The 16,694-nt window shown below is 70.9% G+C and carries 13 protein-coding genes; 10 read left to right on the top strand and 3 right to left on the bottom strand.

All coding sequences use genetic code 11. The features are described 5' to 3' along the window. Positions 1–11: 11 nt before the first annotated feature. Entirely contained in the window at positions 12–728 is a 717-nt protein-coding gene (locus tag OG746_RS09385) for a TetR/AcrR family transcriptional regulator C-terminal domain-containing protein (RefSeq protein ID WP_266718811.1), read from the top strand. Here OG746_RS09385 and OG746_RS09390 read toward each other — a convergent pair. From OG746_RS09390 to OG746_RS09400, 3 genes are read right to left on the bottom strand one after another with little or no spacing between them, the layout of a single operon-like run. Beyond that, positions 713–1,909, bottom strand: coding sequence for an acyltransferase family protein (locus OG746_RS09390; RefSeq protein ID WP_266713356.1), 1,197 nt, complete (start codon positions 1,907–1,909; stop codon positions 713–715). The genes OG746_RS09385 and OG746_RS09390 overlap by 16 nt on opposite strands. Beyond that, a complete protein-coding gene (locus OG746_RS09395) occupies positions 1,906–3,243 on the bottom strand; it encodes a polysialyltransferase family glycosyltransferase (RefSeq protein ID WP_266713358.1) in 1,338 nt (445 codons plus the stop codon). Before OG746_RS09395 ends, OG746_RS09390 begins: the two co-directional genes overlap by 4 nt. Next, a complete protein-coding gene (locus tag OG746_RS09400) occupies positions 3,240–4,217 on the bottom strand; it encodes a glycosyltransferase family 2 protein (RefSeq protein WP_266713360.1) in 978 nt (325 codons plus the stop codon). The genes OG746_RS09395 and OG746_RS09400 overlap by 4 nt, the downstream gene beginning before the upstream one ends. A 198-nt stretch (positions 4,218–4,415) precedes the next feature. Between OG746_RS09400 and OG746_RS09405 the strand changes: the two genes are divergently transcribed. From OG746_RS09405 to OG746_RS09445, 9 genes are all read left to right on the top strand, one after another. Further along, a complete protein-coding gene (locus tag OG746_RS09405; protein ID WP_266713362.1) occupies positions 4,416–5,741 on the top strand; it encodes a DUF6716 putative glycosyltransferase in 1,326 nt (441 codons plus the stop codon). Between the two features lie 56 nt (positions 5,742–5,797). Next, a complete protein-coding gene (locus tag OG746_RS09410; protein ID WP_266713364.1) occupies positions 5,798–7,114 on the top strand; it encodes an N-acylneuraminate cytidylyltransferase in 1,317 nt (438 codons plus the stop codon). A gap of 14 nt (positions 7,115–7,128) precedes the next feature. Beyond that, the gene (locus tag OG746_RS09415; protein ID WP_266713366.1) at positions 7,129–8,088 is read left to right on the top strand and encodes an N-acetylneuraminate synthase family protein; all 960 of its coding nucleotides are present in this window, start codon (positions 7,129–7,131) and stop codon (positions 8,086–8,088) included. A gap of 80 nt (positions 8,089–8,168) precedes the next feature. Continuing rightward, complete coding sequence (locus OG746_RS09420) at positions 8,169–9,194, top strand: hypothetical protein (RefSeq protein WP_266713368.1); 1,026 nt, start codon at positions 8,169–8,171, stop codon at positions 9,192–9,194. A 247-nt stretch (positions 9,195–9,441) separates the two neighbouring features. Then, complete coding sequence (locus OG746_RS09425; protein ID WP_266713370.1) at positions 9,442–10,626, top strand: Cmx/CmrA family chloramphenicol efflux MFS transporter; 1,185 nt, start codon at positions 9,442–9,444, stop codon at positions 10,624–10,626. Between the two features lie 162 nt (positions 10,627–10,788). Beyond that, the gene (locus OG746_RS09430; protein WP_266713372.1) at positions 10,789–12,051 is read left to right on the top strand and encodes an amidohydrolase; all 1,263 of its coding nucleotides are present in this window, start codon (positions 10,789–10,791) and stop codon (positions 12,049–12,051) included. 547 nt (positions 12,052–12,598) lie between these two features. Then, the gene (locus OG746_RS09435; RefSeq protein WP_266713374.1) at positions 12,599–13,660 is read left to right on the top strand and encodes a BMP family lipoprotein; all 1,062 of its coding nucleotides are present in this window, start codon (positions 12,599–12,601) and stop codon (positions 13,658–13,660) included. A gap of 242 nt (positions 13,661–13,902) precedes the next feature. After that, positions 13,903–14,958, top strand: a complete 1,056-nt coding sequence (locus tag OG746_RS09440) for a BMP family lipoprotein (RefSeq protein ID WP_266713376.1) — start codon at positions 13,903–13,905, stop codon at positions 14,956–14,958. 151 nt (positions 14,959–15,109) lie between these two features. Further along, entirely contained in the window at positions 15,110–16,693 is a 1,584-nt protein-coding gene (locus OG746_RS09445) for an ABC transporter ATP-binding protein (RefSeq protein ID WP_266718813.1), read from the top strand. The last annotated feature ends 1 nt before the right edge of the window (position 16,694 follow it).

Genomic DNA, 16,694 nt, shown 5'->3' on the forward strand with positions numbered 1-16,694 from the left:
ACCCGAAAGACGTGAAGAAGGCCAAGGCGGACAAGCCGAAGGCCGACAGGCCGAAGCTCGACAAGGCGCACGTCGCCGACACCGCCCTCGACCTGCTGAACGACGTGGGGCTCGAAGGGCTGACGCTGCGTGCCATCGCCAAGGAGCTGAACGTGCAGGCGCCCGCCCTGTACTGGCACTTCAAGAACAAGCAGGCGCTGCTCGACGAGATGGCGACCGTCATGTTCCGGCGCATGACGCAGGCCGGGGCGCAGACCGGTGCCGAGGCCGGCGCGCAGCCCGGCGCAGAGGTCCGGTACGAGCCCTCCGGCAGCTGGCAGGAGTGGCTCATCGAGGGCAACCGGCAGTTGCGCGCGACCCTTCTGCGCTACCGCGACGGCGCGAAGGTCTTCAGCGGATCACGGTTCACCGGCACCGACCACGGCCCCGAGCTGGAGGCGAACCTGCGCCTCCTCATCGGCGCCGGGTTCACCCCCGACCAGGCGGCCTGGGCCGGCACCACCGCGTACATGTACACGCTCGGCTTCGTCACGGAGGAGCAGGGCATGCGGGCGTCGTCCGGCGAGGGGCCCGCGGTCGTCGACGTGGAGGAGCGGGCGCGGAAGCTGGCCGACTACCCGCTCGCCGCCGCCGCGGGCGGTCAGCTCTTCGCGGCGTACGACGAGCGGTTCGAGGAGGGGCTGCGGCTGATCGTCGCGGGGATCGAGGCGCGCTACGGGGTGCGCTGAGCCGTCCCCGTCCCGGCCCCCGTCCCCATCCCGGTCCCCGCCCCAGGACGCCGGTTGAGCGACCTGCGCAGCAGCGGCGTCGCCCACTCCTCGACGTACCGGTTCAGCAGCCAGGCGAGCGTCAGCATCAGCGCGATCGTCGCCGCGAAGGTGACCGACGCGGGCAGGCCCACGCGTCGGTGCAGGGCCGCGATCGCCACCCAGCCCAGGTGCTCGTGGACCAGGTAGAAGGGGTACGTGAGGGCGCCGGCGACCGTCAGCCAGCGCCAGTTCGCCCAGCGCGTCCAGCCGACGGCGATCGCCGCCACCGCCGCGAAGCCGAGCGTGACCACCACGACGATCCCGAACGACGAGCGGTACGAGAAGAAGTCCGGGTTCGGCGCGTGCCAGGTCCGGTCGACCGCGAAGTGCTGACCGATCAGCCAGCTCACCGCGACGATGCCCCACGCCGTGACGTCGCGCCGGTCGCGGTGGACCAGGTACAGGCCGATGCCGCCGATGAAGAACGGCGCGTACTCCGGCATCAGGACGAGATTCGCCAGCGCCGCATCCGGGCCGGAGCCCTCCGCGAGCACCGCCGCCAGCGTCCACACCGCGCAGAACAGCACCACCCGGTGCCGGGTCGCGCCCGGCAGCACGACGCAGAGCGCGAACAGGGCGTAGAAGCGCAGCTCCGCCCAGAGCGTCCAGCACACGCCCAACACCCGGTCCACGCCCAGGGGTTGTTGCAGCATCGTCAGGTTCACGAGCGCGTCGCTGGGCGACACCGCCTCGTAGACCACGACCGGCAGCGCGAAGACGGCCGTCACCAGGACGATCGCCACCCAGTACGAGGGGAGGAGGCGGGCGGCGCGCGAGGCGAAGAAGGAGCGCAGGGGTCTGCCCCAGCCGCTCATGCAGATCACGAAGCCGCTGATCACGAAGAAGATCTGCACGCCCAGGCAGCCGTACGCGAACCAGCCGTGCAGGGACGGGAATTGGCTGCTCGGCGACGTTCCCCAGGCCTGCGAGATCTCGCCGTCCCTGCCTCCGTAGTGGTACGCCGCCACCATCAGCGCGGCGATCAGCCGCAGCCCGTCCAGGGCGTACAGGCGGGACGCGGGGCGCGTGAGCACGGCCTTCGCCTGCGGCTCCGTCTGGGGCGCGGGGAGCGGGGGCAGCGTCGTGCCGGGAGCCGTCATCCGAGGGCCGCCCGCTTCAGGGAGCGGGCGCGCTTCGCGACCCTGCGCACCGTCGCGTTGCGCGGGATGAAGGCGAACTGGGCCGGGAGCGCGCCGGGCAGGGCGAGGGAGGTCAGTCGGCGCCGCTTGAAGTAGCGCCAGGTGCGGTCGTCGAGGCGGGTGGCGAGATAGCGCTCGGCGGGGCGGCGCAGATCCGGGTAGATCTTGGCCTGCATGGCGTAGCCCACCGCGCGCAGCAGCTCGTCCAACTCGCCAACCGGCAGCGGCTGTTCCTGCGCCTCCACCGCCGTGCGGTCGGACAGGTCGGGCAGCAGCGCGTCGACGATGGTGACCGGCACCCGGTTGCTGTTCTGGTACGGCGTGAGGCGGTCCAGGAGCGTCGACGTGCCGATGCGCGCCACCGGGATGCCGTACAGGGCGCTCGCGGTGAGCAGTGCCGTGGAGAAGCAGCCGACGACGAGGACCGGGCGCATCCGCTGGTAGAGGACCTCGGCGAGGACGGGCGTCTCCAGGACGGTCAGTTCGACGCCGAGGCGTTCCGCCTCCTTCTCCAGCGTGCGCGAGAAGCGGGCCGGGGCGGTGGGGTGCGGCTTGAACACCACGTGCTTGTGGCCGAGTTGGGCGGCGCCGCGCATCATCCGGACGTGCAGGTCCTCCTCCTCGTCGGCCGTGAGGATGCCCAGGGCGGAGAGGTACTGGCCGAGCAGGAGGGCCGGTTCGCCGGGGAGGCGGGGCAGTTCGCCGGTCGCGTCGCACAGCTCGGCGAGGACCTTGAGGAAGACCTCGGTCGGTACGACCTCGGGCTCGACGTCGAACTCCGTGAGCAGCAGCGGCTTCAGGCCCGGCACCAGGTCCAGGTGGAGCAGGCGGCGCACGCGCGTGCCGATCAGCGGGTCGATCTTGTTGCGGGTCGGTCCGTAGCTCATCAGGCCGTCCGCGTACACGTCGACCGGAGTGCCCGCGAAGATCTGCGCGACCGCCATCGCGGGGCTGACCTGGATGGACTCCACGGCCAGCTCGACGTTGTCGTCGCCGAGGCCCCAAAGGAGCCGCAAGTAGCGTTCCCACAGCGGGATGTCGTCGGTGCGCGGCGACCAACTGCCGGGGTGGAAGGGGGAGATCGCCTCGTTCCACGACAGGACGCCGTCGAAGCGGCCCCGCAATTGCTCGAAGCCGGGCATCTCGTCGACGGCGGGAGTGGTCTCGGGCGTCGCCGCGTTGTTGGCGATCAGCAGCAGCGTGCGGTCCGCCGGGGCGAACCGGTCCGCGTCGAGGGCCGCGGCGAGCGTCGCGGCGCCGTACAGGGTCGAGGCCAGCAGGATGCGGGTCGTCATGCCGTGACCTCCGCGCTGACCGGGCGGCGGCGGAGCCGGCGCAGGCGGGTGGCCCGCTGGGTGTCCATCGAGTCGAGCGCGTCGTCGAGCACCCGCTGCGGCATGCGCTTGAGCGCGGCCGCGCTGAGCGACTTCAATGTGCGGGCCACGGGAGGTTCGAACCTTTCGATGGATCCCAAGTGGTGGGAAATGATGGCGCAGTACGTACGCACGGCCTTCGGGAGAAGCAGCTCGGCATCCCGGTCCTGGGCTGTTTCCCGGACGACCTGGTCGAATGCCCGGATGAAATCGAGCTGCCGTACGTCACCGATCTGAGTGAGCGACGACGAGACGCCACGGCGATAGAAAACGCCCAAAGTGGAGACCGCCGCAAAGGATTTCGCCTCGCGGTGCAGCCGCCAGATCCACGGCCGGTCCTCCGCCGTGCGCAGCCCGTCCGTGAAGTGCAGCAGCCCCTCGTCGGCGAGCCGCCGGTGGTACATGCCGGCCCACGCGTACGCGTAGTCGACGCCGGTCGAGCGGTCGGCGGGCAGGATCGCCGCGCGCGGGTCCATGACGACGTCGCGCAGACCGTGCGGGAAGCGGTGCACCGAGCGGGCCCGCGCCGTGCACTGGACGTGATCCGTGCGCACGAAGTCGCAGCCGAGGCCCTCTATGGCGGCCAGCAGCTGCGCGTAGTACCCGGGCGCGAGCCAGTCGTCGCCGTCAAGGAAGGCGAGATATTCGCCGCGGGCCCTGTCGAGTCCTGTGTTGCGGGCGGTCGCGAGTCCTCCGTTCCGTTCGTGTCGCACGACGACCGCGCCGGGCAGCTCGCGCTCGGCGCGCGCGAGAATGTCCGGAGTCTCGTCCTTGGAGCAGTCGTCGACGAGAATGAATTCGAAGTCGTCGCGTGCGTTCGCTCGCAGACTTCTGAGGGTGTCGGGCGCGTATTGCTGCACGTTGTAGAACGGCACGATGACGGAGAGCTTGACCACGACGGTGACGTTAGGGCGCGGCCCGGCATTCGTCTTGACCGGTGGCTTGATGTCAGGTGAACGAAGCGTGGCGGGACCGTGAACCGGCCCTGGCGGGGGCCATTTCCGGGGCCGATTCGCCATTCGTCGGTGTGCTGTTAACCCTTTGTTGCATTCTGGTTGGGCCGCGGCTCGGAATTGCTTCCTAGGTTTTCCATCGTGCCAGTAAGGAACCGAAAGCAGCTCAGGGTCGCCGTGCTCGCGGACTCCGACACCCGGTGGAAATGGGGGTCGCTCACCGCCTCCCGCATCGCCCCCGACAGTGTCGCCCTCGACGGCTATCTGCTGCGCGGCCGGGCCACCCCGACCCCGCGCCAGCTCCGCGAGATCGGCGTCCGCGCCGACAGCCTGCGCGAGGTCACGGCCGTCGAATTCCTGCGCGAGATGGAGTCGGCAGCATCCGGCGACCGCGAGTCCCGCGGATACGACGTCGTGCTGCTCGCCCTCGTCGGCGGGGGAGTCCAGGCCGTCCTGCACGGCCTCGCCCACGCCTGGCGGGGAGCGGCGCGCCGCCCCGTCGTCGTCACCGGCTATGTCGGCGTCGTCTACGAGAAGCTCGCCGACGGCCTCCTCCTGCGGCACGGCGCCGACGTGGTGCTCGCCAACTCGGGCTACGACGCGGACCGGTTCCGCGCCGTGTACGAGGGAGTGGGCGCGGACGCCTCCGCGGTGACCGAGTGCGCGCTGCCGTTCCTCGGCGGCGAGCCGTACACCGGCGGCGCCGCCCCGTACACGGTGACCTTCGCGGCGCAGCCGTCCGTGCCGGACACCGCGGCCGACCGCGACTATCTGCTGGGCCGCCTCGTCCGGCACGCCGAGTCGCACCCCGACCGCGAGGTGCTGCTCAAGCTGCGCAGCAAGCCCGGCGAACACACCACGCACATCGAGGAGATCCCCTACCAGAAGCTCGCGCAGCGCCGCGAACTGCCGGCCAACTTCCGGCTCGTGTACGGAAACATGGGCGAGGTCCTCGACCGTACGGACCTGCTCGTCACGGTCAGCTCCACCGCCGCCCTCGAATCGCTGCACCGGCGCATCCCGACCGCGCTGCTCACCGACCTGGGCGTGCGCGAGGCCCTCGGCAACCACCACTTCACCGGCTCCAACTGCCTCGTGTCCTGGGACCAGTTGGACGCGGGAGCGCGGCCCGAGCCGGACCCCGGCTGGCTCGCCCGGCAGGGCGTCGCGGCCGACGGCACGTACGAAAGCGCCTTCGACGGCGCGCGGGCCCGGGTCGCCGAACTGCTCGACGCCGACCGGCCCGCTCTCACTCCGTACTACAGCCGCACCACCGCGCCCGGCTATCTGCCGCGCATCCTCGCCCGCCACCACCTCGCACCCGACGGCAGCCCGCTGCCCGGCGCGCCCGCCGCCGACCGGGCGCCGGGCCCTGTGCGACAGGTCGTGCGCCGGGCCGCCCGTGGCGCCTACCGGCACGGGGTGCAGCGCGTCGCCCCCGTGATCCGGCGGATGGGGGAGCTGTGACCCCGCATCAGGACCCGCCTCTGAGGAACGACCAACTCCCTGAAGGAGAAGCGCACATGACCGACCTTGAGACGGTCCAGGCCGCCCCGGAGGCGGGCCTCGCCGCCCCCGTACGACGCGTCCTCGCCGTGATCCCCGCCCGCGGCGGCTCCAAGGGCGTACCGGCGAAGAACCTGGCCCCGGTCGGCGGCACGCCCCTGGTGGCCCGCGCCGTGCGCGAGTGCCTCGCCACCCGGCAGGTCACCGACGTCGTGGTCTCCACCGACGACGCCGCCATCGCCGCCGCCGCGCGGGACGCGGGCGCCGAGGTCGTGACCCGGCCCACCGCCATCGCCGGCGACAAGTCCAGCTCCGAGGCCGCCGTGCTGCACGCCATGGACGCGCACGAGGCGCTGCACGGCGCGGCCGTCGACGTGGTGCTGCTCGTCCAGTGCACCAGCCCCTTCCTCGTACGGGAGGACATCGACGCGGTGGTCGGCGCGATCCTCGACGGCGGCGCGGACAGCGCGTTGACCGTCGCGGCGTTCCACGGCTTCGTATGGCGGGACGAGGCGGATGAACCGCAATCGACCTCCGTACACAGCAAGGCCGTTGAGGGCGGTGTCGCCGTCCTCGCCGACCGGAAGACCGCGACCGGCGGCGGCTACGGCGTCAACCACGACAAGTCGCAGCGCCAGATGCGCCAGGACCGGCCCCAGGACCTCCTGGAGACCGGCGCCGTCTACGGCATGGAGACCAACGGGTTCCGCCGCCACGCGCACCGCTTCTTCGGCCGCACCGAACTGGTGCGCACCGACCCCGCGCGCGTGCTGGAGATCGACGACCCGCACGACCTCGCGCGCGCCCGCGCGCTGGCCCCCCTCTTCGACCAGCAGTCCGTCCTCCCCTCCAGGGAAGACGTCGACGCGGTCGTCCTCGACTTCGACGGCACCCAGACCGACGACAAGGTGCTGATCGACTCCGAAGGACGGGAGTTCGTCACCGTGCACCGCGGTGACGGCCTCGGCATCGCGGCCCTCCGCAGGAGCGGTCTCGAACTGCTCATCCTGTCCACGGAAGTGAACCCGGTCGTCGCCGCCCGGGCCAGGAAGCTCAAGATCCCGGTCCTGCACGGCATCGACCGCAAGGACCTCGCACTCAAGCAGTGGTGCGAGGAGCAGGGCATCGCGCCCGAGCGCGTGCTCTACGTCGGCAACGACGTCAACGACCTCCCGTGCTTCGCCCTCGCGGGCTGGCCCGTGGCGGTCGCCAGTGCCCATGACGTCGTGCGCGGCGCCGCACGCGCCGTCACCACCGTCCCCGGAGGCGAAGGCGCGATCCGAGAGATCGCCAGCTGGATCCTCGGCCCTTCTCTCGATTCCCTCAACAAGTAAGGAACGCCAGAACCATGTCCAACGCGCGTCTTTCCCACGCATCCGACTCCCGTATCCGCAGCTTCGGTTCGCGCGAGGCCGGCCCCGGCCGCCCCGTCTACATCACCGGCGAGATCGGCATCAACCACAACGGTGACCTGGAGAACGCGTTCCGGCTGATCGACGCCGCCGCCGAAGCCGGCTGCGACGCCGTCAAGTTCCAGAAGCGCACCCCCGAGATCTGCACGCCGCGCGACCAGTGGGACATCGAGCGGGACACCCCCTGGGGCCGGATGACGTACATCGACTACCGGCACCGCGTCGAGTTCGGCGAGGACGAGTACCGGGCGATCGACGAGTACTGCAAGAAGCGCGGCATCGACTGGTTCGCCTCCCCGTGGGACACCGAGGCCGTCGCCTTCCTTGAGAAGTTCGACGTCCCCGCCCACAAGGTGGCCTCCGCCTCCCTCACGGACGACGAGCTGCTCCGCGCCCTGCGCGCGACGGGCCGCACGGTGATCCTCTCCACCGGCATGTCGACGCCGAAGCAGATCCGCCACGCGGTCGAGGTCCTCGGCTCGGACAACATCCTCATGTGCCACGCCACGTCGACGTACCCGGCGCAGGCCGAGGAGCTCAACCTCCGCGTCATCAACACCCTCCAGGCCGAGTACCCGAACGTCCCGATCGGCTACTCCGGCCACGAGACCGGCCTCCAGACGACGCTCGCCGCCGTCGCCCTCGGCGCCGCCTTCGTCGAGCGCCACATCACCCTCGACCGCGCCATGTGGGGCTCCGACCAGGCCGCCTCCGTGGAGCCGGGGGGCCTCACACGCCTCGTGCGCGACATCCGCACCATCGAGGAGTCCCTCGGTGACGGCGTCAAGAAGGTCTACGAGTCCGAGCTCGGCCCGATGAAGAAGCTGCGCCGCGTGCCGGGCGTCGTCGCCGACGCGGAGATCGCCGTCGCCGCCGGCGAGCCGGTGGGCGTCTGACGGTCAACGGATCGACTCGTGGGCGGCCGGGCGCGGCGTTGACCGCGCCCGGCCGCCCCGGCGCCCTCGGGAGGGCCCGCATGTCCGGCAGTACGTTGTGCTTCGTCGAGAGCCCGGTACAGCTCCTCAACGTCCTGGAGTGGGCACACCACCAAGAGGTCACCGGGACCGTCGTGGTGCTCTCGCCCACCGACCCGATGACCCGCGGCCAGCTGCGCCGCATGGCCGAACTCGCCCGCACCGAAGGACACACGGTGCGCTGGGAGGAGGCCCGCGGCGGCGCGGCCGCACCCTTCCAGACGATCGGCGGGCTCGCCCCGTCGCTGCGCAGGGCCGACCGGATAGTCCTCGGCGACCCGTTCTCCCGCTACGTACAGCTGCTGCTCACGATCACTCGTGCCCGCGAGCTCGTCGTCGTCGACGACGGCACCGCCACCATGGAGTTCGTCGCCCAACTGGTGCGCGGCGAGCGGCTCGTGCGCTGGCACCGGCGCGGCGGCAGGGTGGGCCCGCGCGACCTCGTCTTCGGTCCCGTCGCGGCCGCCGCACGCCGCAGGCTCACCGGGCACGCGCGCCGCGACTCCGTGTCCGTGTTCACGTCGATGCCGGTGGCCGAGGTCCCCGACGGCGTCACCGTGACCTCCAACGACTACGCCTGGACCCGCGCCCGCTTCGGCCCGCCCCGGATCACGCGCGGCGCCGACATGGTCGGAACCTCCCTGGTGGAGACGGGAGTCGTCGACCTGGAGCAGTACCTCGGCGCGGTCCGCGAACTGACCCGCGCGCACGGCGCCACCCGCTACTTCGCCCACCGCCGCGAGAGCGCCGACAAGCTCCACCGCCTCGCCGCCGAGACCGGCCTGGAGATCGTCCGCCCCGACCTCCCCCTGGAGCTGATCGCCCGGCGCGGCCCCATCGGCCGTACGATCCTCAGCTTCCCCTCGACCGTCGTGCACACCCTGCCGATCGCCCTCGCGGGTACGGGGGTGAAGGTGGCGGTGTGCGAGATCGACCCGGCGTGGCTGCGGCAGGGCGTCTCCGATCACGCGCAGGGGTTCCTGGCGGGGATCGCGGGGTCGGCGCGGGGTGTGGTGCGGGCGGTGTGAATTCCGCTGGCCTCGCTCCCGGCGCAGGCCGTACGCTCACCCCTGTGACCAGCCCCGAGTCCGACAGACTCCGGCCACCGGCAGCCGTCCGGTGGCCTTCTTCCGCGCATCGTTGAGGCCCGTCCCTACTGGACCGGGCCTCCGCTGACGCACATCCCGCTGACGCACACGTACGCCATCGCCACCGTCCTCGTACGCCTGCCGGAACCGCGACCACACCTCCATCTCCACGGTCCCGGAGTCCGTCGTGCCTTTCGCTCTCCACCTGCTCGCCCTCGCTGTCTTCGCGCAGGGAACATCCGAGTTCATGCTCTCGGGGCTCGGCCCCGACATCGCCCATGACCTGGGCGTCTCCATCCCCGCCGCCGGTGCGCTCACGTCCGCCTTCGCGATCGGCATGATCGTCGGGGCGCCGCTCACGGCCGTCCTCGCCGTGCGGTGGCCACGCCGCCCGGCCCTCTTCGGCTTCCTCCTGGTCTTCGCGCTCGTGCATGTCGTCGGCGCGCTGACCAGCAGCTTCCCCGTACTGCTCGGCACGCGTGTCGTCGCGGCGCTCGTCAACGCAGGGTTCCTCGCGGTCGCCCTCGCCACGGCGGTGAGCATGGTCGCGCCCGACGCCAAGGGCCGCGCCACGTCGATCCTGCTCGGCGGCACCACCCTGGCCTGCGTCGCGGGCGTGCCCGGCGGGGCGCTGCTCGGCCAGCTCCTCGGCTGGCGGGCCGCGTTCTGGGCCGTCGCGCTGATCTGCGTACCCGCGATGATCGCCGTGCTGCGGTCGGTGCCGGCGGAGTCGGGGCCGGGCGCGCGCGGCGACGTGCGGGCGGAGGCGCGGGCGCTGCGCGGTCCGCGGCTGCTCACGGTGCTGCTGCTCGGCGCGCTGGTCAACGCCGCCACGTTCTGTACGTTCACGTACCTGGCGCCCGTCGCCACGGAGGTCACCGGGATCGGTGAGGACCGGGTCCCGGCGCTGCTCGCGCTCTTCGGCCTCGGCTCGTTCGCCGGGGTCAGCGCGGCGGGCCGGCTCTCGGACACGTATCCGACGCGGGTCCTGGGGCTCGGCGGGGCGGCGCTCCTGCTCGGCTGGGTCGTGTTCGCGTTCGCCGCGGGCAACGTCGCGGCGACCCTCGTCCTCGCGTTCGTCCAGGGCGCCCTGTCCTTCGCGGTCGGCTCCACCCTCATCGCCCAGGCCCTCTACGCGGCGTCCGGCGCGCCCACCCTCGCGGGCGGCCTCGCGACGGCCGCGCTCAACGTCGGCGCGGCGCTCGGGCCGTGGGCCGGCGGGCTCGCGATCGGGGGCGGGCTCGGGTACCGGGGCGTGCCGGGGGTGAGCGCGTTGCTCGTGGCGCTTGCGTTCGTTGTGACGTGTGTCGCACGAGTGGTACGCAGGAGGGTCGGTGGCGGGGCCATCGATGAGGCCGTCGTCGGGGGCTGAGGCGCAGGCTGGGGTGCAGGTCGAGGCGCAGGTCGAAAAGAGACGTCATACCCTCCCTGTGCGATCCACATGCGCATCGCGACCATATTTCTTACCCCAATCCGGCTGAACTTTTGTTGATCGCGGGTTAGTTGGCACCTGCATCGCCCTACCCTTCAGAGGGTGAACCAGTTGAAGTCCCGTGAGTCAGAGGCCGACAAGCCCGGGGAATCCGTGCCGGGCACCGCACTTCCGGGTGCGCTGCCCGAGGCGCTCCGCGCCGAACTCGTCGCGTTCCGGCGAGACATGCACATGCACCCCGAGCTGGGCAATCAGGAGTTCCGCACCACCGCGGCGCTCAAGACCCGCCTCGAGAAGGCCGGTCTCGCGCCGCGCCTGCTCGGCATGGGGACCGGGCTCATCTGTGACATCGGCACCGAGACCGGTGAGTGGGGTGCGGCGGACGGGCCGCGCGGGATGCTCGCGCTGCGTGCGGACATCGACGCGCTGCCGATCCCGGATACGAAGACGGACTGCGCGTACCGGTCGACGGTGCCGGACCGGGCGCACGCCTGCGGTCACGATGTGCACACGACGGTCGTGCTCGGGGCGGGGCTCGTCCTCGCGGACCTGCACCGCAAGGGTCAACTTCCGCACCCCGTAAGGCTGCTGTTCCAGCCTGCCGAAGAGGTGCTTCCCGGCGGCGCGCCGGACGCGATCGAGTGCGGGGTCCTTGACGGCGTACGCAGCATCATCGGCGTGCACTGCGACCCGAAGGTCGACGCGGGCCGGATCGGCATCAGGCCCGGCCCCATCACCTCGGCCTGCGACCGCCTGGAGGTCACCCTCGACGGCCCCGGCGGCCACACCGCGCGCCCGCACCTGACCACGGACCTGGTCACCGCCGCGGCCAAGGTCGCCACGGAGGTGCCGGCGCTGGTCGCTCGCCGCGTCGACGCGCGCTCGGGCCTTGCCGTCACGTGGGGGCGGCTTGAGACGGGTCATGCGTGCAACGTGATTCCGCAGCATGCCGAGCTGTCCGGCACGGTGCGTTGCCTGGACCTGGACGCGTGGCGCGCGGCGCCGGACCTCGTCCACGGTGCGATCCAGGAAATCGCGGACCTGTACCGCGCGAAGCCGGTCGTCAACTACATCCGCGGAGTCCCCCCGGTGGTCAACGATCCGGTGGTCACGGACCTGTTGCGTGACGCGATGACGTCCCGTCGGGGGCCCGACTCCGTCGAGGACACCCAACAGAGCCTGGGCGGCGAGGACTTCTCCTGGTACCTGGAGCACGTCCCCGGCGCGATGGCCCGACTCGGCGTGAAGCCCCCGGGCGAGCGGGGATCCCGTGACCTCCACCAGGGCGACTTCGACGTGGACGAATCGGCGATCGAGGTCGGCGTGGAACTCTTCACGGCGGCGGCGCTGCTCGACTCCGCGTGAGGTGTGGTGCGGCCTGCACCGGGGTTCTGGTCCTGTGCCGCGGTCGGCGCCCTCGTCAGGTGCAGCCTGCACCGGGGCGCCGCCTTGCCCACCCTGCCGCCCCAGGCGGCAGATTGCCCAAGGCGGGTGAGGTCGACCGCGGCGGGTGGGGAGCCGGGGTGGGCGTTACCCAAGGCGGTGGCGGCACCCCGTCGGGCCAGTGCCTGCGGGTGGGCACTTTCAGCCCCTGCGGCGTTTGAGCAGCGGGGTCCGGGGCGGAGCCCCGATCTTGTGAAGCCGCGCGGGGATTGCAGGTAGTGGGCCGATCTCCCAAGACCCGCCGACGTTTGAGGCGCGGGGGTCAGGGCGGCACGCCCCGATCTCTCAAGCCCCGCCGGCGATTGAGGCGCGGAGCCCCGTGGGCGGGGGACGGTTAACCAGTACGTAACGGGCCACCGGCACAAATGCATAACGGCGCCGCCCAACCGATTACCCCGCCACGCTACGCGCGTTACGCTCCGCCGAACTCAGCGCCCTGCACGGCGTGTTGACGAAGGAGCACCTCACCATGCGTCCATCTCGTACGTCCCGGCTCACCCACATCTCCGTCGCCGTCATCGGCCTCGCTCTCGCCGCCACCGCCTGCGGCGGCACCAGCGCGGACAAGGCGGGCGACGACGCCAAGGACAAGAACCTCGGGCTCGCCATCTCCTACGACGTCGGCGGGCGCGGCGACCAGTCCTTCAACGACGCCGCGTACTCGGGCATGGTCAAGGCCGACAAGGAGTTCGGATACAAGAGCGACGACCAGGAGCCCAGCGACGGCGAGAGCGACGCCGACAAGATCGCGCGGCTCAGCTCGCTCGCCAAGAAGGGCTACAACCCGGTCGTCGGCGTCGGCTTCGCGTACGCCCCCGCCGTGAAGGCCGCCGCCGCGAAGTACCCGAAGACCACCTTCGGCATCATCGACGACTCCACGATCCAGGCGAAGAACGTCGCCGACCTGGTCTTCAGCGAGGAGCAGGGCTCGTACCTCGCCGGTGTCGCCGCCGCCAAGGCCACCAAGAGCGACATCGTCGGATACGTGGGCGGCGTCGACGTACCGCTCATCCACAAGTTCGAGGCCGGCTTCGTCCAGGGCGTGAAGGACACGAACCCGAAGGTCAAGGTGCTCACGCAGTACCTCACGGAGACCGCCCAGGAGGGTGGCTTCTCCAGCCCCGACAAGGGCAAGACGGCCGCCGCCGCCCAGCTGGAGAAGGGCGCCGACGTCATCTACCACGCGGCCGGCCTGTCCGGTCAGGGCGTGATCGAGGCCGCCGCCGCGAAGAAGAAGTTCGCGATCGGCGTCGACTCCGACCAGTACGAGCAGAAGCCGCTGGCCAAGTACAAGGACTACATCCTGACGTCCGCCACGAAGGACGTCGGCCGCGCCGTCTACGAACTCGCCAAGTCCGTGCACGACAAGAAGCCGCTGTCCGGTGTGACCCGGTTCGACCTCAAGGCGGGTGGCGTCGGCATCACCGACACCAACCCGGAGTACAAGGAGGTCCCGGGCCTGGCCGACGCGGTGGAGAAGGCCAAGCAGGACATCATCGACGGCAAGGTGAAGGTCGCGACCAAGCCGTAGCCCGCACCGCAACGCACCACAACGCACGGCACCCCACCGCACCCCAACGCACCACCCCGCACACACCCGCCGCGCCCCGGCTTCCACGACGAAGCCGGGGCGCGGTTGCAGTACGGACCGATAACGGTCTCCATGAGGGTCTTCAACGCGCGTTCTACGCGCGTTAATCTGCGGCGAAGCCAGCGCCGTCCGGTCCGTCGTCGGTGCTCGTACGTACCTCTGTACCTCTAGGAGCTCATTCCATGCGCCGGGTTTCCCGCATCGCGCTCGCAGGCACTGCGACCGTCGCCCTCGCCACCTCGCTCACCGCCTGCGGCGGCACGTCCAGCGAGGCCGCCAAGGACAAGAACGGTGGCAAGGCCACGGGCATCGCCATCTCCTACGACGTCGGTGGCCGCGGCGACCAGTCGTTCAACGACGCCGCGTACGCGGGCATGGTCAAGGCCAAGAAGGAGTTCGGCTACAAGGGCGAGGACCAGGAGCCGACCGACGGCGAGACCGACGCGGACAAGACCGCGCGCCTGGTCTCCCTCGCCAAGGCGGGCTACAACCCCGTCGTCGGCATCGGTTACGCCTACGCCCCCGCCGTGAAGGCCGCCGCCGCGAAGTACCCGAAGACCACCTTCGGCATCGTCGACGACGCCACGGTCCAGGCGAAGAACGTCGCCGACCTCGTCTTCAGCGAGCAGGAGGCCTCCTACCTCGCCGGTGTCGCCGCCGCCAAGGCCACCAAGACCGACACCGTCGGCTTCGTCGGCGGCGTCGACGTACCGCTCATCCACAAGTTCGAGGCCGGCTTCGTCCAGGGCGTGAAGGACACGAACCCGAAGGTCAAGGTCGTCAAGCAGTACTTGACCGAGACCGCCGACGAGGGCGGCTTCTCCAGCCCCGACAAGGGCAAGACCGCCGCGTCCGCGCAGATCGAGAAGGGCGCCGACGTGGTCTACCACGCGGCGGGCCTGTCCGGGCAGGGCGTCATCCAGGCCGCCGCCGCCAAGAAGGTCTGGGCGATCGGCGTCGACTCCGACCAGTACGCGCAGAAGGCCCTGGCCAAGTACAAGGCCAGCATTCTGACTTCGGCGACGAAGAACGTGTCGGAGGCCGTGTACAACCTGGCCAAGTCGGTCCAGGATGGCAAGCCCGAGACGGGTGTCGTCACCGGTGACCTGAAGTCGGGGGAGGTCGGCCTCGCGAGCTCGAACCCGAAGTTCTCCGGCGACGAGGAGATCCAGAAGGCGCTGAAGACCGCGAAGTCGGGGATCACCAGCGGCAAGATCAAGGTTCAGAGCAAGCCGTAATCGCGGCGACATGAGTGCGGAACGGGGTGCGGGGAGCCTGTGCTCACGGGAGGGTCCGTGAGCACCCGGGCTCCCACCGCGCCCCGTTCGCAGACGTAGGGGCTCCAGCGCAGGGAACGGCGCCCGGCCCCCTTCTCCAGGAGAGTGCGCCATCAACGCGTCCCAGAGCCCGCCGGCCGTCGAACTGGCCGGCATCACCAAACGCTTCCCCGGCGTCGTCGCCAACCACGACATCCATCTCACCGTGAACAAGGGCACCGTGCACGCCCTCGTGGGTGAGAACGGTGCGGGCAAGTCGACGCTGATGAAGATCCTCTACGGCATGCAGAAGCCGGACGAGGGCACCATCGCCATCGACGGCACCGCCGTCACGTACTCCTCGCCCGCCGACGCCATCGCACGCGGCATCGGCATGGTGCACCAGCACTTCATGCTCGCCGACAACCTCACCGTGCTCGAAAACGTCGTGCTCGGCAGCGAGAAGCTGTACGGGATCGGGGCGCGGGCCCGCCGCAAGATCCTTGAGATATCCGAGCGTTACGGCCTGGGCGTACGCCCCGACGTCCTCCTGGAAGACCTCGGTGTCGCCGACAGGCAGCGCGTCGAGATCCTCAAGGTGCTGTACCGGGGCGCCACGACTCTGATCCTCGACGAGCCGACCGCCGTACTCGTGCCGCAGGAGGTCGACGCGCTCTTCGACAACCTGCGCGAGCTCAAGGCCGAGGGCCTCTCCGTCATCTTCATCTCGCACAAACTCGGCGAAGTCCTCTCCGTGGCCGACGAGATCACCGTCATCCGGCGCGGCACGACGGTCGGCACCGCCGTCCCCGCCGAGACCACGTCGAAGCAGCTCGCCGAGCTGATGGTCGGCTCCGAACTGCCCACGCCGGAGACCGCCGAGTCGACCGTCACGGACCGCGCCGTCATCGAGGTGAGCGGGCTGCGCCTCGACGCGGAGGGCGGCCGGCCGCTCCTCGACGACATCTCGTTCACGATCCACGCGGGCGAGGTCCTCGGCCTCGCGGGCGTCGAGGGCAACGGCCAGACCGAGCTGATCGACGCGCTCATCGGCCTCAAGCACGCGGACTCGGGGACCATCGCGCTGGCCGGTACGGAGATCACCTCCTGGGTCACCCGCAAGCGCCGCGAACAGGGCATCGGCTACATCCCCGAGGACCGCCACCGCCACGGACTGCTCCTGGAGTCCTCGCTCTGGGAGAACCGGATCCTCGGCCACGTCACCGAGAAGCCCAACGCGCGCGGCATCCTCATCGACATCAAGGCGGCGCAGGCCGACACCCGCCGCATCGTCGAGGAGTACGACGTCCGCACCCCCGGCATCGACGTCACGGCGGCGTCCCTGTCCGGCGGCAACCAGCAAAAGCTCATCGTGGGACGGGAGATGAGCCACAAGCCGCGCTTCCTCATCGCCGCCCACCCCACGCGCGGCGTCGACGTCGGCGCGCAGGCCCAGATCTGGGACCAGATCCGCGAGGCCCGCCGCGAGGGCCTCGCCGTCCTGCTGATCTCCGCCGACCTGGACGAGCTGATCGGCCTGTCCGACACCCTGCGCGTGATGTACAGGGGCCGGCTCGTCGCCGACGCCGACCCGGCCACGATCACGCCCGAGGAGCTGGGTTCGGCCATGACGGGCGCGGCCTCGGGACACCTGGAACACGTAGAAGAAGAAGGCGCCGAGATTCCGGCGGCCCGGCAGCCGGAGGACGAGTCCTGAT

The sequence above is a fragment of the Streptomyces sp. NBC_01016 genome, from assembly GCF_026341035.1.
In the GTDB taxonomy this organism is placed as follows: Bacteria; Actinomycetota; Actinomycetes; order Streptomycetales; family Streptomycetaceae; genus Streptomyces.